This window comes from Dietzia papillomatosis NBRC 105045 (genome assembly GCF_001570845.1).
Taxonomy (GTDB): Bacteria; Actinomycetota; Actinomycetes; order Mycobacteriales; family Mycobacteriaceae; genus Dietzia; species Dietzia cinnamea.
Genome location: NZ_BCSL01000010.1, coordinates 19,431 through 35,761, shown reverse-complemented (window position 1 = coordinate 35,761; position 16,331 = coordinate 19,431). Strand labels below are relative to the sequence as shown.

Genomic DNA, 16,331 nt, shown 5'->3' with positions numbered 1-16,331 from the left:
GGGCTCCGTCCGGGGTCGGTCAGGAACGACGGAACACCGACCGGAGCCGCTCCCTGTTGACCGCGCCCACCGCGCGCAGCGGGATCCCCGCCGGACAGACCCGTGCGCACTCGCCGTACAGGGAGCAGGGGCCGAACTCCACGTCCGCCGCCCGGACCATCTCGCGGGCGCGGGGCCCCCGCTCGAGGTCGGAGAACGGCATGAGGGTGAGGTGGGCGAGTGTGGCGCCGACGTAGAGATTGGCCGACCCGTTCGGGCATGAAGCGACGCACGCGCCGCAGCCGATACACGCGGCGAGGTCCAGCGCGGCCTCCGCCGCGTCGTGTCCCTGAAGGGTCGTGTCCGCATCGGGGGCCGCCCCCGTGGGGACCGAGACGTGGGCTCCGGCTCGCGCGACCTCGTCGAGAGCTGCTCGCTCAACCACGAGGTCCCGGATGACCGGGAAGGCCGTCGCCCGCAACGGCTCGATCCGCACGGTGTCACCGTCGGAGAAGGACGCCAGCCGCTGGCGACAGGACGGCGTGTTGTCCGTCGGCCCGTGCGGGCGGCCGTCGACGGTGACCCCGCAGGCCCCGCAGATCCCCTCGCGACAGTCCGAGTCGAAGGCCACCGGTTCCGCACCGGCGTCGATCAGCCCGGCGTTGAGGAGGTCGAGCAGATCCAGCACGCTCATCTCCGGCCGGGCGTCGTCGACCTCGTAATCCCGGTAGCGGCCGGACTCGGCGGGGCCCGCTTGCCTCCAGACGCGCAGTGTCAGCCTCAACGGTAGCTCCTCTCGGTGGGGGAGACCGCCGAGAACTCCAGCGGCTCGGCGTGACGGATGAAGGTCCGGGGACCACCGCGGTCGTCGCCCGCGGACCCCCAGGCCGAGACGAAGCACCACCGCTCATCGTCGCGCAGGGCCTCGCCGCCGGGGGTACGGTGCTCGGCGCGGAAGTGGGCTCCGCACGATTCATCGCGGTCGAGGGCGTCCACGCACATCAACTCGGCCAGTTCGAGGAAGTCCGCCACCCGGCCGGCGTGCTCGAGGACGTGGTTGAGGTGAGTGCCCGTGCCGGTGACCCGGAGGTCGACCCAGAACCTGGCCCGCAGGTCCCGGATGCGGTCGATCGCGTGGGAGAGGCCCTGCGCGGTGCGCGTGACACCGCAGCCGGCATAGAGGATCTCGCCCAGCTCCCGGTGGAAGTGCTCCGGTCCGGTCGACCCGCCCACGGTCAGCAGGTCCCGCACTCTCTCGCGGGCGCGGGTCACGGCCGACACGACCACCTCGTCGTCGTCGTCCGGCAGCCCGTCCTCGAGACGGGCCGCCAGATGCGCCGGAACCGAGTGCGGCAGGGTGAACCAACCGTCGACGCTCGCGCTCAGCAGTGAGTTGGCCCCGAGCCGGTTGGCGCCGTGGTAGTTCGACCCGCACTCGCCGCCCACGAACAGCCCCGGGATCGAGGTCTGCAGGTCGTAGTCGCTCCACAGCCCGCCCATCGTGAAGTGGCAGGTCGGGGCGATGCGCATGGGCACGGTGTACGGGTCCTCGCCGGTGGCGTTCGCGTACATCTCGAAGAGGTTGCCGTAGCGCTCGGTCATCCGCCCGCGCCCGTCGCGGGCCAGTGCGTCCCGGAAATCGAGGTACACGGAGTTGCGGCGCGGGCCGACCCCGCGCCCGGCGCCGATCTCGGCGGTGATCGCCCGCGAGGCGACGTCCCGGGGGACGAGGTTGCCGTAGGCGGGGTACCGGCGTTCGAGGAAGAAGTCGCGCCCGGAGTCGGGGATGTCACCCGGGGCGCGGTCGTCGCCCATGTGGCGGGGCACCCAGATCCGACCGTCGTTGCGCAGCGACTCGCTCATGAGGGTCGTCTTGGACTGCCGGTCGTGGTCCTTGGGCAGCGCGGTGGGATGGAACTGGACGAACGACGGCGAGGCGAACAGTGCGCCCCGCTGGTGCGCGCGCCACACCGCCGAGGCGTTGGAGTGGATCGCGAGCGTGGAGGCGTGGAAGACGGTCCCGTAGCCGCCGGTGGCCAGGACGACCGCGTGCGCGGTCTCTGCCCGGATCTGGCCGGTGACCAGGTCCCGTACCACCACCCCGTGGCAGCCGGAGTCGTCGACGACGAGGTCCAGCATCTCGTGGCGGGTGTGCAGCCGCACGGTGCCCGCACTGATCTGCCGCTGGAGGGCCCGGACGCCCGCGATCTGCAGTTGTTGCCCGGTCTGCCCGCGGGAGTAGTACGTCCGGGAGACCTGCACCCCGCCGAAGGACCGGGTGGCCAGCACACCGCCGTACTCACGGGCGAACGGGGTGCCGATGGCGGAGAAGTGGTCGATCACCCGCACCGACTCCTCGCCCAGCCGGAACGCCTCGGCCTCGCGGCCCCGGAAGTCCCCGCCCGAGACCGTGTCGGCGACGAATCTGGCCACGGAGTCGCCGTCCACCCGGCGGCTCCGGGCGGCGTTGATGCCGCCCTGCGCGGCCACCGAGTGCGCCCGGCGGGCGGCATCGTGATAGGTGAACGCCGTCACCCGGTAGCCGAGTTCGCCGAGCGCCGCCGCCGCGCCCGCCCCGGCAAGGCCGGTTCCGACCACCACCACGTGGAAACGGCGACGGTTCGCCGGCGACACGAGCGGGTAGGCGTCGCGTCGCCTGGTCCACGCCGTCGCGGGGTCGCCGGCGGGCGTCCCGGCGGACAGGGTGCCGCCCGCCCGCGCGTCGGGGAGGAGAACCGGGGGCGCGGTGAACGTCACGCCAGCCATCCGAGCTGAACGGAGATCGGGATGGCCGCGTTCCCGAGCAGGACTGCCACGGCGACCGTCCCACCCAGCACCGTGATCACCCCGCGGCTCCGCTCGCCGGTCACGCCCAGGTCGCCAGCCGCCGTGCGGACGCCGTGGGCGATGTGTACCGCCAACAGCAGCATGACCGTGACATAGAAGGCGGCCACCCACGTCCGCGAGAAACTGGCCACGAGGTTGGCGTACGCGGAACCGGGTTCGAACGCCGCGGGGGCGACAGGGGCGGTGCCCGTGGTCATGTCCAGGACGTGGACGACGACGAACAGCAGCGCCGCCACGCCGGTGAGCAGCATCGACCGGGCGCCGAACGAACTGGCTGTCACGCCCGTCCGCCGCCGGTGCGGACCCGCGGACGCTCGGGACCGCCGGACCAACAGCAGTGAGCACCACACGTGCGCCACCAGACTCACCGCCAGCACACCGCGGAGCACCCACAGGACGCCGCTCGGCGGGACGAGCGGGTACAGCAACCTGCGCAGCCACGCGGCGTACGCATCGAAGCCCGGAGCCCCGCCGAACACCTTGAGGTTGCCGACCATGTGCGCCAGCACGAAGGCGGTGAACAGCAATCCCGTGCCCGCCATGACGGTCTTCAGGATCCAGGTGGGCGGGGTCGGCGCCCGAGGCACGGACCGGCGGCGCGCGCGTGGAACCCCCGGCGGCGTCGTAGCGACCTCGACCACTGGGACTCCTCCCCGGACAGCGACAGACGCCAGTCTAGGCCCGCCGTCGCCCCCGGGGACCGGGATGGAGACGAACGGAGTCGTCCATACTGGGCACGTGACTACCACCACCTGGATCATCATCGCCGTCGCCGCGGTGCTGCTGCTGGCCGTCATCGCCCTGGTCGTGGGCCTGCAGCTGCGCAAGAAGCGGCAGATCTCACTGACCAAGGCCGAGGAACGCAAGGAGCTCACCCGCGAGGAGCGGTCCGGCAACTACCAGGCCGGGACGGGGTTCTCCTTCGCACAGGGCGGCGGTGTGGCCGCGCCCGCCAAGGAGCCGATCCCGAGGGAGGAGCCCCGTTCCGCTGCCGCGCCGACCGCGCCGCCCGCCGCGCCGCCCGCGCCGGAGGGCGGCGCGGGCGTCGATGCCGCGCCCGGGACCCCCGTCGTCCAGCCGGACGTCGAACCCGGTCCGAGCGCGGACACGGAGGTCGTCGAGCCCGCTCCCGTCGAGCCGGTGGTCGCGCCGCCGGAGGTGCCCTCCGACGAGGTCCCGGCGCCCACCACCGAGGGCATCACCGGGACCCCCGAGCCGGTCGCACCGGTCGAGCGCATCGATCCGGCCACCGGCCGACTCGACCGCCTCCGGGGCCGGCTGGCCCGCTCGCAGAACACCGTCGGCCAGGGGCTGCTCGGCCTCCTCGGTGCGGGCGACCTCGACGAGGGCGCCTGGGAGGAGATCGAGGACACCCTCATCATGGCCGACCTCGGGGCCACCACGACCCAGCGCGTGGTGGACCGGCTGCGGGAGGAGATCGCGACCCGCCAGGTCCGCACCGAGGCCGAGGTGCGGGACCTGCTCCGGCAGACCCTCATCGACAACCTCCACCCCGAGTACGACCGATCGCTGCGTGCGCTGCCGAACGACGGGACGCCGGCCGTCCTCCTCGTCGTCGGCGTCAACGGCACCGGCAAGACCACCACGACCGGCAAGCTCGCCCGCGTCCTCGTGGCCGACGGCCGCGCCATCCTCCTCGGCGCCGCGGACACGTTCCGCGCCGCCGCGGCGGACCAGCTCCAGACCTGGGCGGAGCGCGTCGGCGCCGAGGTCGTGCGCGGCAAGGAGGGCGCCGATCCCGCCTCGGTCGCCTTCGACGCGGTGAGGCGTGGCGTCGAGACCGGCGTGGACGCCGTGCTCGTCGACACCGCGGGCCGCCTCCACACCAAGGCCGGCCTCATGGACGAGCTCGGCAAGGTCAAGCGGGTCGTCGAGAAGAAGACCCCCGTCGACGAGGTGCTGCTCGTGATCGACGCGACCACCGGGCAGAACGGCCTCATGCAGGCCCGCGTGTTCAAGGAGGTCGTCGACATCACGGGCGTCGTCCTGACCAAGCTCGACGGCACCGCCAAGGGCGGGATCGTCTTCCAGGTCCAGCACGAGCTCGGCGTGCCGGTCAAGCTCGTCGGACTGGGGGAGGGCGCCGACGACCTGGCGCCGTTCACCCCCGAGGCGTTCGTGGACGCCCTGCTCGGGACGTAGGCCCGGGGCGGCGGGCCGCGATACACAACCGGAACCGGGGCCCGCCGCGTGTAACCGTCAGGAAACACACGCGGACACCCACCGCAACACGGCAGCGGAAACCTCTACAGGCGACCGGGGAGCGAGAAGACGCTCACCACGCGATGAAACGAGGAGGACCGCACCGTGATAGGTGACAGTGTCGCGTTGCTCGCCCAGGAGGCGACGCCGGAGTTCGATACGGGAGACACGGCCTGGATGCTCATGGCGGCATCTCTGGTCCTGCTCATGACGCCAGCCCTGGCGCTCTTCTACGGCGGTATGTCCCGGCAGAAGTCGGTACTCAACATGATGATGATGTCGTTCGGCACCATGGGGCTGGTCGGCGTCGTCTACCTGCTGTGGGGCTGGTCGATGTCCTACGGCAGCCAGTCCGTGGCCGGACTGTTCGCCAACCCCTTCGAGATGTTCGGACTGTCCGGGGTGATCGGGGACGCGAGCGGCTGGATGATGTCCGGCTCGGGCGCCTACCCGGCGGTCGTCGACGTCGCCTTCCAGGTGACGTTCGCGATCATCACCGTGGCGCTCATCTCCGGCGCGATCGCCGAGCGCGTCCGGTTCGGCACCTGGCTCGCGTTCGCCGGGGTGTGGGTCACCCTCGCGTACTTCCCGCTCGCCCACATGGTGTGGGGCGGGGGACTGCTCTCCCACTCCGACAGTGGTCTGGCCGCCATGATCTTCGGGACGGTCGACGACGGCGAGGGCGGTCTGACCGCCGCCGTGGGCCCCGTCGACTTCGCCGGTGGAACCGTCGTGCACATCAACGCCGGCATGGCCGCCCTGGTGCTCGTCCTGCTCATCGGCAAGCGGCTCGACTTCGGTCGCACCGCCTTCCGCCCGCACAGCCTGCCCCTGGTCATGCTCGGCGCCGCGCTGCTGTGGTTCGGCTGGTTCGGGTTCAACGCCGGCTCCGCTTTCGGTGCCAACGGCACGGCCGGCCTGGCCTGGGTCAACACCACCGCCGCCACTGCCGCCGCGATGCTGGGCTGGCTCCTGGCCGAGCGTATCCGCGACGGGCACGCCACCAGCCTCGGCGCGGCCTCCGGCGTCGTCGCCGGACTGGTCGCCATCACCCCCGCCGCGGGGTCGGTCCACCCGCTCGGTGCCATCGCCCTCGGCGCGATCGCGGGTGTGCTGTCCGCCCTCGCCGTGGGACTCAAGCACCGCTTCGGCTACGACGACGCGCTCGACGTGGTGGGCGTCCACCTGGTCGCCGGCCTGTGGGGCACGATCGCGATCGGGCTGTTCGCCACCGGCACCTTCGACACCGCCCCCGGGATCTTCTACTCCGGCGAGGGATGGAAGCTCCTCGTGGTCCAGATCGTGATCGCCGTCGCGGCGCTCGTGTTCACCGCGGTGATGACCGCGATCGCCTGGGCGATCTGCCGCCCCCTCGGGTGGCGGATCGACAAGTCCGACGAGCAGGCCGGCATCGACGGCGCCCAGCACGCGGAGACCGCGTACGAACCCTCCACCAGCGCGCTCATCCGCTGACCCGACCACCTCGAAAGGAACCACGACATGAAGCTCGTGACCGCGATCGTCAAGCCGTTCACGCTCGACGACGTCAAGGCCGCCCTCGAGCAGGCCGGCATCCACGGACTGACCATCAGCGAGGTCCAGGGCTACGGCCGCCAGAAAGGCCACACCGAGGTCTACCGCGGCGCCGAGTACGCCGTCGACTTCGTCCCGAAGATCCGGGTCGAGGTGGTGGTCGACGACGACACCGCCGGGGCGGTCGTGCAGCTGATCGTCGACGCGGCCCGCACCGGCAAGATCGGCGACGGCAAGGTCTGGGTGACCGCCGTCGAGAGCATCGTCCGTGTCCGCACGGGCGAGGAGGGCGTCGACGCCATCTGAGCGGCCCCGCCCGTTCACCCACGCACACCCCGCTTCCGCGCGCGGGTCGTCCCCGACGGGGACGGCCCGCGCGCTCTCGTGCGCGCCTGCTCCGTGCGGGGCCGTTCACAGAAGCGAAACACGCCCGCCCCGGCGGGGTGACACGGGCGCGGGACCCTGGATCCGACGGACGTGGGGAAGGGGAGAGGGATGACGGCGACGGCTGACGGCGAACGTGCCACGGCACTGCGGGCCGGACGCGCACAGATCCTCTCCGCGCGACGCGAGGATCTACCGGCCGCGGCGCTACGGGCCGCCCTCTGCGAGCTCTACGAGATGGAGTTGGCGAGGCTCGCCGAGGAGGCCGGCGTCGACCCGGGCTCCGGATTCGCCCTCATCGCGTTCGGCGGACTCGGTCGCAGGGAGGTCCTGCCACATTCCGACCTCGACCTGGTGCTCGTGCACGAGCGCCGCACCGACCGCGACGTGGGCGAGCTCGCCGACGCGCTGTGGTACCCGCTATGGGACTCCGGGGTGGGCCTCGACCACAGCGTCCGCACGGTCGACCAGTGCCTCGCCGTCGCCGCGGCTGACGTCTCGGTGGGCCTGAGCCTGCTCGACGCGCGGGTGATCGCCGGCGACGCGGATCTCGGTGCTCTGGTCGTCGACGGTGCCCGCCGCCAGTGGCGTGACCAGATCGCCTCCCGCTTCGACGACCTCGTCGCCGCGGCCGCGGCCAGGCGCCACCGCGCCGGCGTCATCGCCCACCGCAGCGAGCCGGATCTCAAGAACGGTGTCGGGGGGCTGCGCGACGCACAGCTCGTCACCGCCCTGGCGCTGGCGCACCTCAGCGACGGCCGACCGGTGGTGCCCGGGGGGATGGCCGCCGCGCACCGGCTCGTGCTCGACGCCCGCACCGAGCTGCACCGGGTCGCCGGACGAGCCCGCGAGGTGCTACACGCGGAGTACGGCGACGAGGTCGGCCGTGCCCTCGGACTCGGTGACCGGTTCGACCTCGCCCGTGCCCTCAGCGACGCCTCCCGCACGATCGCCTTCACCGCCGACCAGGCGATCCGCGGATCGTGCGCCACCCTGTCGACGCGGGGACTCACCGGGCTGCTGAGGCGGTCCCCGGTCCGCCGGCCGCTGGACGACGGCGTGGTCGAGCACGCGGGCGAGGTGGCGCTGGCCCGTGGCGCGCGCGTCGAGGAGGAGCCCTGGCTACCCCTGCGCGTGGCGGCCGCCGCCGCGCGCTTCTCCCTCCCGGTGGCGGGGTCCACCCTCGGCGTCCTGGCCGAGCGCAGCCCCGCCCCCGACGGCCGCTGGCCCGCGGAGGCGCTGTCCGACCTGCTGGTCCTGCTGGGCTCTGGGGAGGCGCAGATCCCCGTTCACGAGGCCCTCGACCGTTGCGGACTGTGGGAACGCCTGCTGCCGGAGTGGTCCGGCGTGCGGGATCTGCCCGCCCGCGAACGCACGCACGTCTACACCGTCGACAGGCACCTCGTGCAGACGGCGGTCGAGGCGTCGCGGCTCACCACCTCGGTCGCGCGGGCCGACCTCCTGCTGCTCGCGGCGCTCCTCCACGACCTCGGCAAGAGCCGCGTGGGCGACCACAGCGAGAACGGCGCGGTGATGATCCGGCCGATCGCCGAGAGGATGGGGTTGAGCGTGCGCGACACCCAGACCCTGGAACGACTCGTCCGACACCACCTCCTCCTCGCGAGGACCGCCGCACGCCGCGACCCCTCCGACCCGGAGACCGCCCAGTTCGTCCTCGACACCCTGGACTGGGACACGGTCGCGCTGGACGTGTTGGCCGCGCTCACCGAGGCCGACTCGATCGCCACCGGACCGACCGTGTGGTCGGCGGGACGGGCCGGCGTGCACACGGCGCTCGTCGCGGCGTGCCGCGCCCAGGTGGGACCCCGCCCGGCCGCCGTCGAGGCGCCGACGGTGCGGGCGTCGAGACGGCACGGTCCCCCCGACGTCGTCGTCGACCTCCGTGCGGCGGGCACGGGCACCACACACGAGGTCACCCTCGTGGCCCCCGGTGCCGGACGGTCATTGGCGGTGGCCGCGGAGGTCCTCGCCGCCCACCGACTGGAGATCGTCGACGCGGAGATCGACCTGCGGCCGCCCGGGGGGATGCGCGCGAGGATGACCGTCTCCACGCGGTTCGGCGACCCGGTGGACGCCCGCGTGCTCCGGCAGGACCTGCGACGGGCGATCGACGCCGGCCTCCCGGGATCGCTGCGCGCGGCCCTCTCTCGGGGCGAGGCCCTGCCCATCGGTCCCCCGCGGGCCAGATCCTCGGTCCTCGTCGGGCACCGCTCCGACGCGGACGGCGTGATGATGGAGGTCCGCGCCGAGGACCGACCCGGGCTGTTCGCCCGGATCGTCTCCGCGATCCTGCAGACGGGCGCCCGGATCGACTGGGTGGTGGTCCGCACCAGGGGTGCCGCGGTCGAGGACGTGTTCGCCCTCTCCGGCCCGGGTGCGGTCCTCAGCACGGCCGGTCAGGTCGAGTCACTGCTGCCGGGACACGAGCCCGCGACGCCCGTCGTCGCGCGTGCCGATACCCTGTGATCAGTCGTCGCCGACGACGCCGGGACGCGCGCGCTCCCGGGACGCGAACCAGGGAGCTGTTGCCGTGTTCGAATCCTTGTCCGACCGTCTCACAGGGGCGCTCAAGGACCTGCGCGGAAAAGGTCGGCTGAGCGAGGCCGACATCGACGCGACGGCCCGCGAGATCCGACTCGCGCTGCTCGAGGCCGACGTCGCACTGCCGGTGGTGCGCGCCTTCATCTCCCGGGTCAAGGAACGGGCCAAGGGCGCCGAGGTCTCCGAGGCGCTCAACCCCGCCCAGCAGGTCGTCAAGATCGTCGACGCCGAGCTCACCGCCATCCTCGGTGGCGAGGCCCGCCGGATCGAGTTCGCCAAGCAACCACCGACGGTGATCATGCTGGCCGGCCTCCAGGGTGCGGGTAAGACCACGCTGGCGGGAAAGCTCGCGTACTGGCTCAAGGGCCAGGGGCACACGCCGCTGTTGGTGGCGTGCGACCTCCAACGCCCGGGCGCGGTCGACCAGCTACGCATCGTCGGTGAGCGCGCCGGAGTACAGACCTTCGCCCCACACCCCGGCACCTCGGTCGGCGGGGACGGCGCGGAGATCGGCGTCCAGGAGCCGGTGTCCGTCGCGCAGCGCGGGCTGGCCCACGCACGCGCCAAGATGCACGACGTCGTGATCGTCGACACCGCCGGCCGCCTCGGCATCGACGAGGAGATGATGGCCCAGGCCCGCGGCATCCGCGACGCCGTCCAGCCGCACGAGACCTTCTTCGTCCTGGACGCCATGATCGGTCAGGACGCGGTGGTCACCGCCGAGGCGTTCCGCGAGGGCGTGGGCTTCACCGGCGTCGTGCTCACCAAGCTCGACGGCGACGCGCGCGGCGGCGCCGCGCTGAGCGTCCGCGAGCTCACGGGCACCCCGATCATGTTCGCCTCGGACGGCGAGAAGCTCGAGGACTTCGACGTCTTCCACCCGGAGCGCATGTCGAGCAGGATCCTCGGCATGGGCGACGTCCTGTCGCTCATCGAGCAGGCCGAGACGGTCTTCGACGCCAAGGAGGCCGAGAAGACCGCCGCCAAGATCGGCTCCGGCGAGCTCACGCTCGAGGACTTCCTCGACCAGATGATGATGATCCGCAAGATGGGTCCCATCGGGAACCTGCTCGGCATGCTGCCCGGCGGCAAGGACATGAAGGCCGCCGTCGGCGACATCGACGAGAAGCACCTCGACCGCATCCAGGCGATCATCCGCGGCATGACCCCCGAGGAACGCGCCGATCCCAAGATCATCAACGGATCCCGGCGTCAACGCATCGCCAACGGCTCGGGCGTTACCGTCACCGACGTCAACCAGCTCGTCGACCGGTTCTTCGAGGCGCGCAAGATGATGAGCCGGATGGCCGGCCAGATGGGGATGCCCGGGGCCGGGCGCAAGAACCAGCGCAAGGGCAAGAAGGGCAAGGGGAAGGGCAAGGGGCGCGGCCCCACGCCGCCGAAGAACCGCGGCGTGATGCCCGGTATGCCGGGGATGCCGGGGATGCCGCCCGGTGGGATGCCGGGGATGCCGCCCGGGGGCATGCCGGACCTGTCCCAGATGCCGCCGGGCCTGGACCAGCTCCCGCCCGGCCTCGAGGGCATCGATCTGGACAACCTCAAGTTCCCCAAGAGGTGACCCGACGGCCCGTGTGCACCGATTGGTGCGCGCGGGCCGGGCGTGTCTAGACTGGACCGCTGGACGCCGTCACCGGTGGGTCCCCACGCGGGGGTCCGGGCCGAACGGCGGTCACCCGGAAGGCGAAACCGGACCCCGCGAGCAGCGCGGGCGTCGCTGAATCGCCATGTGACCCACTACAGGAAGTGAGACGCGCTCATGGCCGTCAAGATCAAGCTCACCCGACTCGGCAAGATCCGCAACCCGCAGTACCGGGTCGTCGTCGCCGACGCCCGTACCCGCCGCGACGGTCGCTCCATCGAGACCATCGGCCTCTACCGCCCGAAGGAGGAGCCGAGCTTCATCCAGATCGACTCCGACCGGGCCCAGTACTGGCTCGGCGTGGGCGCCCAGCCGACCGAGGCCGTCGAGCAGCTGCTCAAGATCACGGGCGACTGGCAGAAGTTCAAGGGCATCGAGGGCGCCGAGGGCACCCTGCGCACCCCGGAGGCCAAGCCCTCCAAGCTGGACCTGTTCAACAAGGCGCTCGAGGAGGCCCAGGGCGAGCCGTCCGCCGAGGCCATCACCGCCAAGCGCAAGGCCGACAAGGCGAAGAAGGCCGAAGAGGCCAAGAAGGCCGAGCAGGAGGCCGCCGCGTCGACCGACTCCGCCGAGGGTGAGGCCGCGTCGGCTGACGCCGAGACCGCCGAGGCCTGAGACAGATGAACGACATGGTCGTCGACGCCGTCGACCACCTCGTCCGCGGCATCGTGTCGGATCCCGACGCCGTGTCCGTCCGGTCGAGTGGTGGTCGGCGCGGCACCGTGATCCGGGTGGCGGTCGCGCCCGAGGATCTCGGCCGTGTCATCGGGCGGGGCGGTCGAACCGCGTCCGCCATCCGGACGATCGTCTCCGCCGTCGGGGGAGAGGGCATCCGGGTCGACGTGGTCGACACCGACCGCTGATCCCACCCAGTACGCGCCGACAACCGGAGGACCTGACACACCATGGAGCTCGTCGTGGGCCGCGTCGTCAAATCGCACGGCGTCCGCGGCGAGCTCGTGGTGGAGGTCCGTACCGACTCGCCCGAGGAGCGCTTCGCCCCCGGCGCGCGGCTCACCGGCCGCGTCGGCAAGGGGGACCGCGCCACCGACCGTGACGTCACAGTGGAAGCCGCCCGGAACCATTCCGGGCGGCTTCTCGTGCGCCTGGCCGGTGTATCCGACCGCGACACGGCCGACGCGCTGCGCGGCATGCTCCTGCTGGTCGACTCCGCCGAGCTCCCCGATCCAGAGGACCCGGACGAGTACCACGATCACCAGCTCGTCGGGCTCCGGGTCCTCGACACCTCGGGCGCACCGCTCGGCGAGGTCACCGAGATCGTCCACACCCCCGCCGGTGAGCTCCTCGGGATCCGACTGACCGACGGTGCCGACGCGCTCGTGCCCTTCGTCACCGAGATGGTCCCCGAGGTGGACGTTTCCGGTGGGACGTGCGTCATCGACCCACCGGAGGGGCTGCTCGACCTGGGCACGTCGTGACCGGGCCCGCCGCCGAGGAGCGGCGCGGGCCGATCATGCGTCTCGACGTCGTCACCGTCTTCCCCGACTACCTCGCCCCGCTCCGGCTCGCCCTTCTCGGTCGCGCCGTCGACCGGGGCATCATCGAGGTCGGCGTCCACGATCTGCGCGCCTGGACCCACGACGTGCACAAATCCGTCGACGACACCCCGTTCGGCGGCGGGCCGGGGATGGTGATGCGGCCAACGGTGTGGGGCGACGCGCTCGACGACCTCGTTCCCCAGACCGACACCGGGCTGACGACCGGGCCGGCCGCCTCGGATCCGGACTCCCGGCCCCTGCTGATCGTCCCGACCCCCGCCGGGCGGCCCTTCTCCCAGTCCGACGCCCACAGGTACGCCCGCCGCCGTCGGATCGTGTTCGCGTGCGGCCGCTACGAGGGCATCGATCAGCGCGTGGTCGACGAGGCCTCCGAGCGCATGGACGTCGAAGAGGTCAGCATCGGGGACTACGTCCTGATCGGGGGCGAGGTAGCCGTCCTCGTCATCGCGGAGGCCGTGGTACGCCTCCTGCCCGGTGTGCTGGGGAACCGGCGTAGTCACGAGGAGGATTCCTTCTCCGACGGTCTCCTCGAGGGACCGAGCTACACCCGCCCCGAGATATGGCGCGACCGCCCGGTGCCCGACGTCCTCAAGAGCGGCGATCACGCGAGGATCGCACGCTGGCGCCGCGACGAATCGCTGCGGCGGACCGCGGAGAGGCGCCCGGACCTCCTGGGCGGGGCCCCGCTCAGCGCCGCCGACCTGCAGACCCTGGCCGAGCTGGGCTGGGAACCGCCAGAGGGTTGATTTGGGCCACCCCCGGCGGGGATGGCACACTAGCGAGGTTGACCTTTCGGGCGCACGCGCGCCCGGGGACGGTCGCGCTGATCCGGGGCACGAACCGGTCGACCCGCCTGACGGCGAGCGCCAGGGTCCTCTGTCCTCATTCCTGACATGCAAGGAACACAATGAACACTCTCGACTTCATCGACAACAAGTCCCTCCGGGACGACATCCCGGAGTTCCGTGCCGGCGACACGCTCGACGTGCACGTCAAGGTCATCGAGGGCTCCAAGGAGCGCATCCAGGTCTTCAAGGGCGTCGTGATCCGTCGCCAGGGCGGCGGCGTCCGCGAGACCTTCACCGTCCGCAAGGTCTCGTTCGGCGTCGGCGTCGAGCGCACGTTCCCCGTGCACTCGCCCAACATCGACCGCATCGACGTGCTCGTGCGTGGCGACGTCCGCCGCGCCAAGCTCTACTACTTGCGTGAGCTCCGCGGCAAGGCCGCGAAGATCAAGGAGAAGCGCTGAGCGCGTAGAGCGCGTCGGACTCGGCCGCCGTCGGCGGTGCGGGATCGACTACGCTCATCCGGGTGAGCAGCACCGACACGCCCGGACACGAGACCGCCGAGCCGGGACCCCGTGATCACGGGGCCCCGGCTCGCGGCGTCGAGAAGAAGGGCCAGCCCTGGTATATCGAGATCCCGCTGCTGGTGGTGATCGCCCTGGCCCTGGTGTTCGTCTTCCAGACCTTCGTCGGTCGCGTCTACCAGATCCCGTCCGAGTCCATGGAACCCACGCTGCACGGCTGCGCGGGCTGCACGGGCGACCGGATCTTCGTCGACAAGATCAGTTACCGGTTCGGTGATCCCCGGCCCGGCGACGTGATCGTCTTCGAGGGGCCCGATTCGTGGAACGAGGGGTACCAGTCCATCCGGTCGGACAACCCCGTCATCCGCGCCCTCCAGAACATCGGCGGCGTGATCGGCATCGTCCCGCCCGACCAGAACGACATGGTCAAGCGCGTGATCGCGGTGGGCGGGCAGACCGTGGGGGGATGTGCGCCGGACGGGTCGCTCCTCGTCGACGGCCAACCGCTGCACGAGCCCTACCTCAACGAGGACCCGTCGCCGGCCCGTAACCCGTTGAACTGCGCGTTCGGTCCCGTCACGGTCCCGGAGGGCAACTACTGGGTGATGGGCGACAACCGCGGCAACTCCGCGGACTCCCGCTTCCACATGGGAGACGAACACCAGGGCACGGTGCCGGCGGAGAACATCATCGGCAAGGTACAGGCGATCATCCTCCCGTTCGACAGGATCGGGACGGTCTCCTCGCCGGACATCAGCGCGGGGTGACCCGGGCACGTCCCGAGCGCCCGCGAGGGCACCGCCTGCTGCCCACCCGGGCGCGGGTGACCCGCAGGGACGGCCGGCTCGCGCTGGAGGCCGCGCTCGCCCGGCGGGGGCTGGGTCCCGTCGCGGGCGTCGACGAGGCCGGCCGCGGCTCCTGTGCGGGACCGCTCGTCGTGGCGGCGTGTGTGCTCGGTGACCGGCTCCACCCGGAACTCGCGGACCTGGACGACTCCAAGAAGCTCACAGTCGCGGCCCGCGACCGGCTCCACGACGCGGTCCTGCGGCGCGCGAGGGCGGTCTCGGTCGTCGTGATCGAACCGGATCGGATCGACGCGCGCGGGATCCACCGATGCAACATCGAGGGGATGCGTCGGGCGGTCGCCGCCCTGGACCCGCGAGCCGGGTTCGTCCTGACAGACGGATTCGCGGTCGACGGTCTCGGTTGCCAGTCCACGGCGGTGATCGGGGGTGACGCGGTGGTCGCATCCATCGCCGCCGCGAGTGTCCTCGCGAAGGTCACGCGCGATCGGATTATGGTGGACCTCGACTCGCGGTACCCGGGCTACGGTTTCGCCGCCCACAAGGGGTACAGCACCACGGGTCACGCCAGGGCGATCGAGCAGCTCGGTCCCAGCGACATCCATCGGATGTCGTACGCCAACGTCCGTCGCGCCGCGCAGGCGCATTCGAGGAGCAGCACGAGATGAGCGCCGAGGATCTGGAGAACTACGAGACCGAGATGGAGCTCTCGCTGTATCGCGAGTACCGCGACATCGTCGGTCAGTTCACCTACGTCGTCGAGACGGAGCGGCGCTTCTACCTCGCCAACGCCGTCGAGTTGATCCCGCGGTCCGCCGACGGGGAGGTGTACTTCGATGTACGCATGTCCGACGCGTGGGTGTGGGACATGTACCGACCTGCTCGTTTCGTCAAGTACGTGCGCGTCCTGACGTTCAAGGACGTCAACATCGAGGAACTCGACAAACCCGAACTGCGTCTGCCGGAGTAGCCTGCAGGCCCCCGCTCTCCACAGCCCGATCCGCCTCCACAGGAGGCCCCCGGCCCGGTCCGCGACCAGCGGATCGGGCCGTCGTCGTCGGGCAGGGTGTGCCCCGGCGGACCCGGACGGGCCGGGCCGCCGGGAGGACGGCGATGACAGGGGACTGGGCGGGACCCGCCAGGGGCGGCGCGGATCGGCGGCTGCAGACGGGGCGGATCGGGGAGCAACACGCGGCGGGCATGCTGGAGGCCCGCGGTGCGGTGGTGATCAGCCGGAACTGGCGGTGCCCGGTCGGGGAACTCGACCTGGTGGTCCTGGACTCCGCGGGCAGACTGCGCTTCGTCGAGGTCAGGACCCGCACCGGTACGGGTTTCGGCAGCCCCGCCGAGTCCGTCACGGGGAAGAAGCGCCGACGCCTGCGCCTGCTGGCCGCCCACTGGCTGGCGGAGCACCCGGGTCGCTGGCGTCAGGTCTGCTTCGACGTGGTCGGGGTGGATCTGGCCGATCCGTCGCGGCCCCGGCTCGAGTTGTTCGAGGACGTGATGTAGCC

17 protein-coding genes are annotated in these 16,331 nt (G+C 71.7%); 14 read left to right on the top strand and 3 right to left on the bottom strand.

Annotated features, from left to right (window positions below; all coding sequences use genetic code 11):
- Positions 1–19: 19 nt before the first annotated feature.
- From DPA01S_RS05180 to DPA01S_RS05170, 3 genes are read right to left on the bottom strand one after another with little or no spacing between them, the layout of a single operon-like run.
- Positions 20–763, bottom strand: coding sequence for a succinate dehydrogenase/fumarate reductase iron-sulfur subunit (locus DPA01S_RS05180; RefSeq protein WP_061227766.1), 744 nt, complete (start codon positions 761–763; stop codon positions 20–22).
- The gene (locus tag DPA01S_RS05175) at positions 760–2,745 is read right to left on the bottom strand and encodes a fumarate reductase/succinate dehydrogenase flavoprotein subunit (protein WP_061227765.1); all 1,986 of its coding nucleotides are present in this window, start codon (positions 2,743–2,745) and stop codon (positions 760–762) included. The genes DPA01S_RS05180 and DPA01S_RS05175 overlap by 4 nt, the downstream gene beginning before the upstream one ends.
- Positions 2,733–3,368 (bottom strand): succinate dehydrogenase cytochrome b subunit, encoded by a 636-nt coding sequence (locus DPA01S_RS05170; protein ID WP_061227806.1) that lies wholly within the window; start codon positions 3,366–3,368, stop codon positions 2,733–2,735. Before DPA01S_RS05170 ends, DPA01S_RS05175 begins: the two co-directional genes overlap by 13 nt.
- Positions 3,369–3,564: 196 nt before the next feature.
- Here DPA01S_RS05170 and ftsY point away from each other — a divergent pair, with 196 nt between their 5' ends.
- The 14 genes from ftsY to DPA01S_RS05100 all read left to right on the top strand — a co-directional run bounded on the left by ftsY (position 3,565) and on the right by DPA01S_RS05100 (position 16,329).
- Positions 3,565–4,989 carry a signal recognition particle-docking protein FtsY gene (gene ftsY, locus DPA01S_RS05165; protein ID WP_061227764.1) on the top strand — a complete coding sequence of 475 codons (1,425 nt, stop codon included), beginning with the start codon at positions 3,565–3,567 and terminating at the stop codon, positions 4,987–4,989.
- Between the two features lie 237 nt (positions 4,990–5,226).
- Positions 5,227–6,522 (top strand): ammonium transporter, encoded by a 1,296-nt coding sequence (locus DPA01S_RS05160; RefSeq protein ID WP_050797242.1) that lies wholly within the window; start codon positions 5,227–5,229, stop codon positions 6,520–6,522.
- A gap of 27 nt (positions 6,523–6,549) precedes the next feature.
- Entirely contained in the window at positions 6,550–6,888 is a 339-nt protein-coding gene (locus tag DPA01S_RS05155; RefSeq protein ID WP_061227763.1) for a P-II family nitrogen regulator, read from the top strand.
- A gap of 189 nt (positions 6,889–7,077) precedes the next feature.
- A complete protein-coding gene (locus DPA01S_RS05150; protein WP_061914397.1) occupies positions 7,078–9,453 on the top strand; it encodes a [protein-PII] uridylyltransferase in 2,376 nt (791 codons plus the stop codon).
- A gap of 64 nt (positions 9,454–9,517) precedes the next feature.
- Positions 9,518–11,107: a signal recognition particle protein gene (gene ffh / locus DPA01S_RS05145; protein ID WP_061914395.1), complete on the top strand. Its 1,590-nt coding sequence runs from the start codon at positions 9,518–9,520 to the stop codon at positions 11,105–11,107.
- A 198-nt stretch (positions 11,108–11,305) separates the two neighbouring features.
- Positions 11,306–11,803, top strand: coding sequence for a 30S ribosomal protein S16 (gene rpsP / locus DPA01S_RS05140; RefSeq protein WP_061227760.1), 498 nt, complete (start codon positions 11,306–11,308; stop codon positions 11,801–11,803).
- 5 nt (positions 11,804–11,808) lie between these two features.
- Complete coding sequence (locus DPA01S_RS05135; protein ID WP_007632879.1) at positions 11,809–12,051, top strand: RNA-binding protein; 243 nt, start codon at positions 11,809–11,811, stop codon at positions 12,049–12,051.
- A gap of 42 nt (positions 12,052–12,093) precedes the next feature.
- Positions 12,094–12,627, top strand: a complete 534-nt coding sequence (gene rimM / locus DPA01S_RS05130) for a ribosome maturation factor RimM (RefSeq protein WP_061914393.1) — start codon at positions 12,094–12,096, stop codon at positions 12,625–12,627.
- 35 nt (positions 12,628–12,662) lie between these two features.
- Positions 12,663–13,454 carry a tRNA (guanosine(37)-N1)-methyltransferase TrmD gene (gene trmD / locus DPA01S_RS05125; RefSeq protein WP_043568704.1) on the top strand — a complete coding sequence of 264 codons (792 nt, stop codon included), beginning with the start codon at positions 12,663–12,665 and terminating at the stop codon, positions 13,452–13,454.
- 161 nt (positions 13,455–13,615) lie between these two features.
- Positions 13,616–13,957: a 50S ribosomal protein L19 gene (gene rplS / locus DPA01S_RS05120; RefSeq protein WP_007632870.1), complete on the top strand. Its 342-nt coding sequence runs from the start codon at positions 13,616–13,618 to the stop codon at positions 13,955–13,957.
- A gap of 62 nt (positions 13,958–14,019) precedes the next feature.
- A complete protein-coding gene (gene lepB / locus DPA01S_RS05115; protein WP_061914391.1) occupies positions 14,020–14,784 on the top strand; it encodes a signal peptidase I in 765 nt (254 codons plus the stop codon).
- A 35-nt stretch (positions 14,785–14,819) separates the two neighbouring features.
- Entirely contained in the window at positions 14,820–15,488 is a 669-nt protein-coding gene (locus tag DPA01S_RS05110) for a ribonuclease HII (protein WP_371412155.1), read from the top strand.
- On the top strand, positions 15,485–15,790 hold the full coding sequence (locus DPA01S_RS05105) for a DUF2469 domain-containing protein (RefSeq protein WP_007632861.1): 306 nt from the start codon (positions 15,485–15,487) through the stop codon (positions 15,788–15,790). The genes DPA01S_RS05110 and DPA01S_RS05105 overlap by 4 nt, the downstream gene beginning before the upstream one ends.
- A 143-nt stretch (positions 15,791–15,933) precedes the next feature.
- The gene (locus DPA01S_RS05100; RefSeq protein ID WP_061914386.1) at positions 15,934–16,329 is read left to right on the top strand and encodes a YraN family protein; all 396 of its coding nucleotides are present in this window, start codon (positions 15,934–15,936) and stop codon (positions 16,327–16,329) included.
- Positions 16,330–16,331 lie beyond the last annotated feature (2 nt).

Excerpts from the sequence above, each read along its gene's own strand:
- DPA01S_RS05155 (WP_061227763.1), top strand. The coding sequence starts at position 6,550 with ATGAAGCTCGTGACCGCGATCGTCAAGCCGTTCACGCTCGACGACGTC.
- rplS (WP_007632870.1), top strand. The coding sequence starts at position 13,616 with ATGAACACTCTCGACTTCATCGACAACAAGTCCCTCCGGGACGACATC.
- trmD (WP_043568704.1), top strand. The coding sequence starts at position 12,663 with ATGCGTCTCGACGTCGTCACCGTCTTCCCCGACTACCTCGCCCCGCTC.
- DPA01S_RS05160 (WP_050797242.1), top strand. The coding sequence starts at position 5,227 with ATGCTCATGGCGGCATCTCTGGTCCTGCTCATGACGCCAGCCCTGGCG.
- rpsP (WP_061227760.1), top strand. The coding sequence starts at position 11,306 with ATGGCCGTCAAGATCAAGCTCACCCGACTCGGCAAGATCCGCAACCCG.
- rimM (WP_061914393.1), top strand. The coding sequence starts at position 12,094 with ATGGAGCTCGTCGTGGGCCGCGTCGTCAAATCGCACGGCGTCCGCGGC.
- DPA01S_RS05175 (WP_061227765.1), bottom strand. The coding sequence starts at position 2,745 with ATGGCTGGCGTGACGTTCACCGCGCCCCCGGTTCTCCTCCCCGACGCG.
- DPA01S_RS05105 (WP_007632861.1), top strand. The coding sequence starts at position 15,485 with ATGAGCGCCGAGGATCTGGAGAACTACGAGACCGAGATGGAGCTCTCG.
- DPA01S_RS05135 (WP_007632879.1), top strand. The coding sequence starts at position 11,809 with ATGAACGACATGGTCGTCGACGCCGTCGACCACCTCGTCCGCGGCATC.
- DPA01S_RS05170 (WP_061227806.1), bottom strand. The coding sequence starts at position 3,368 with ATGGCGGGCACGGGATTGCTGTTCACCGCCTTCGTGCTGGCGCACATG.
- DPA01S_RS05100 (WP_061914386.1), top strand. The coding sequence starts at position 15,934 with ATGACAGGGGACTGGGCGGGACCCGCCAGGGGCGGCGCGGATCGGCGG.
- DPA01S_RS05150 (WP_061914397.1), top strand. The coding sequence starts at position 7,078 with ATGACGGCGACGGCTGACGGCGAACGTGCCACGGCACTGCGGGCCGGA.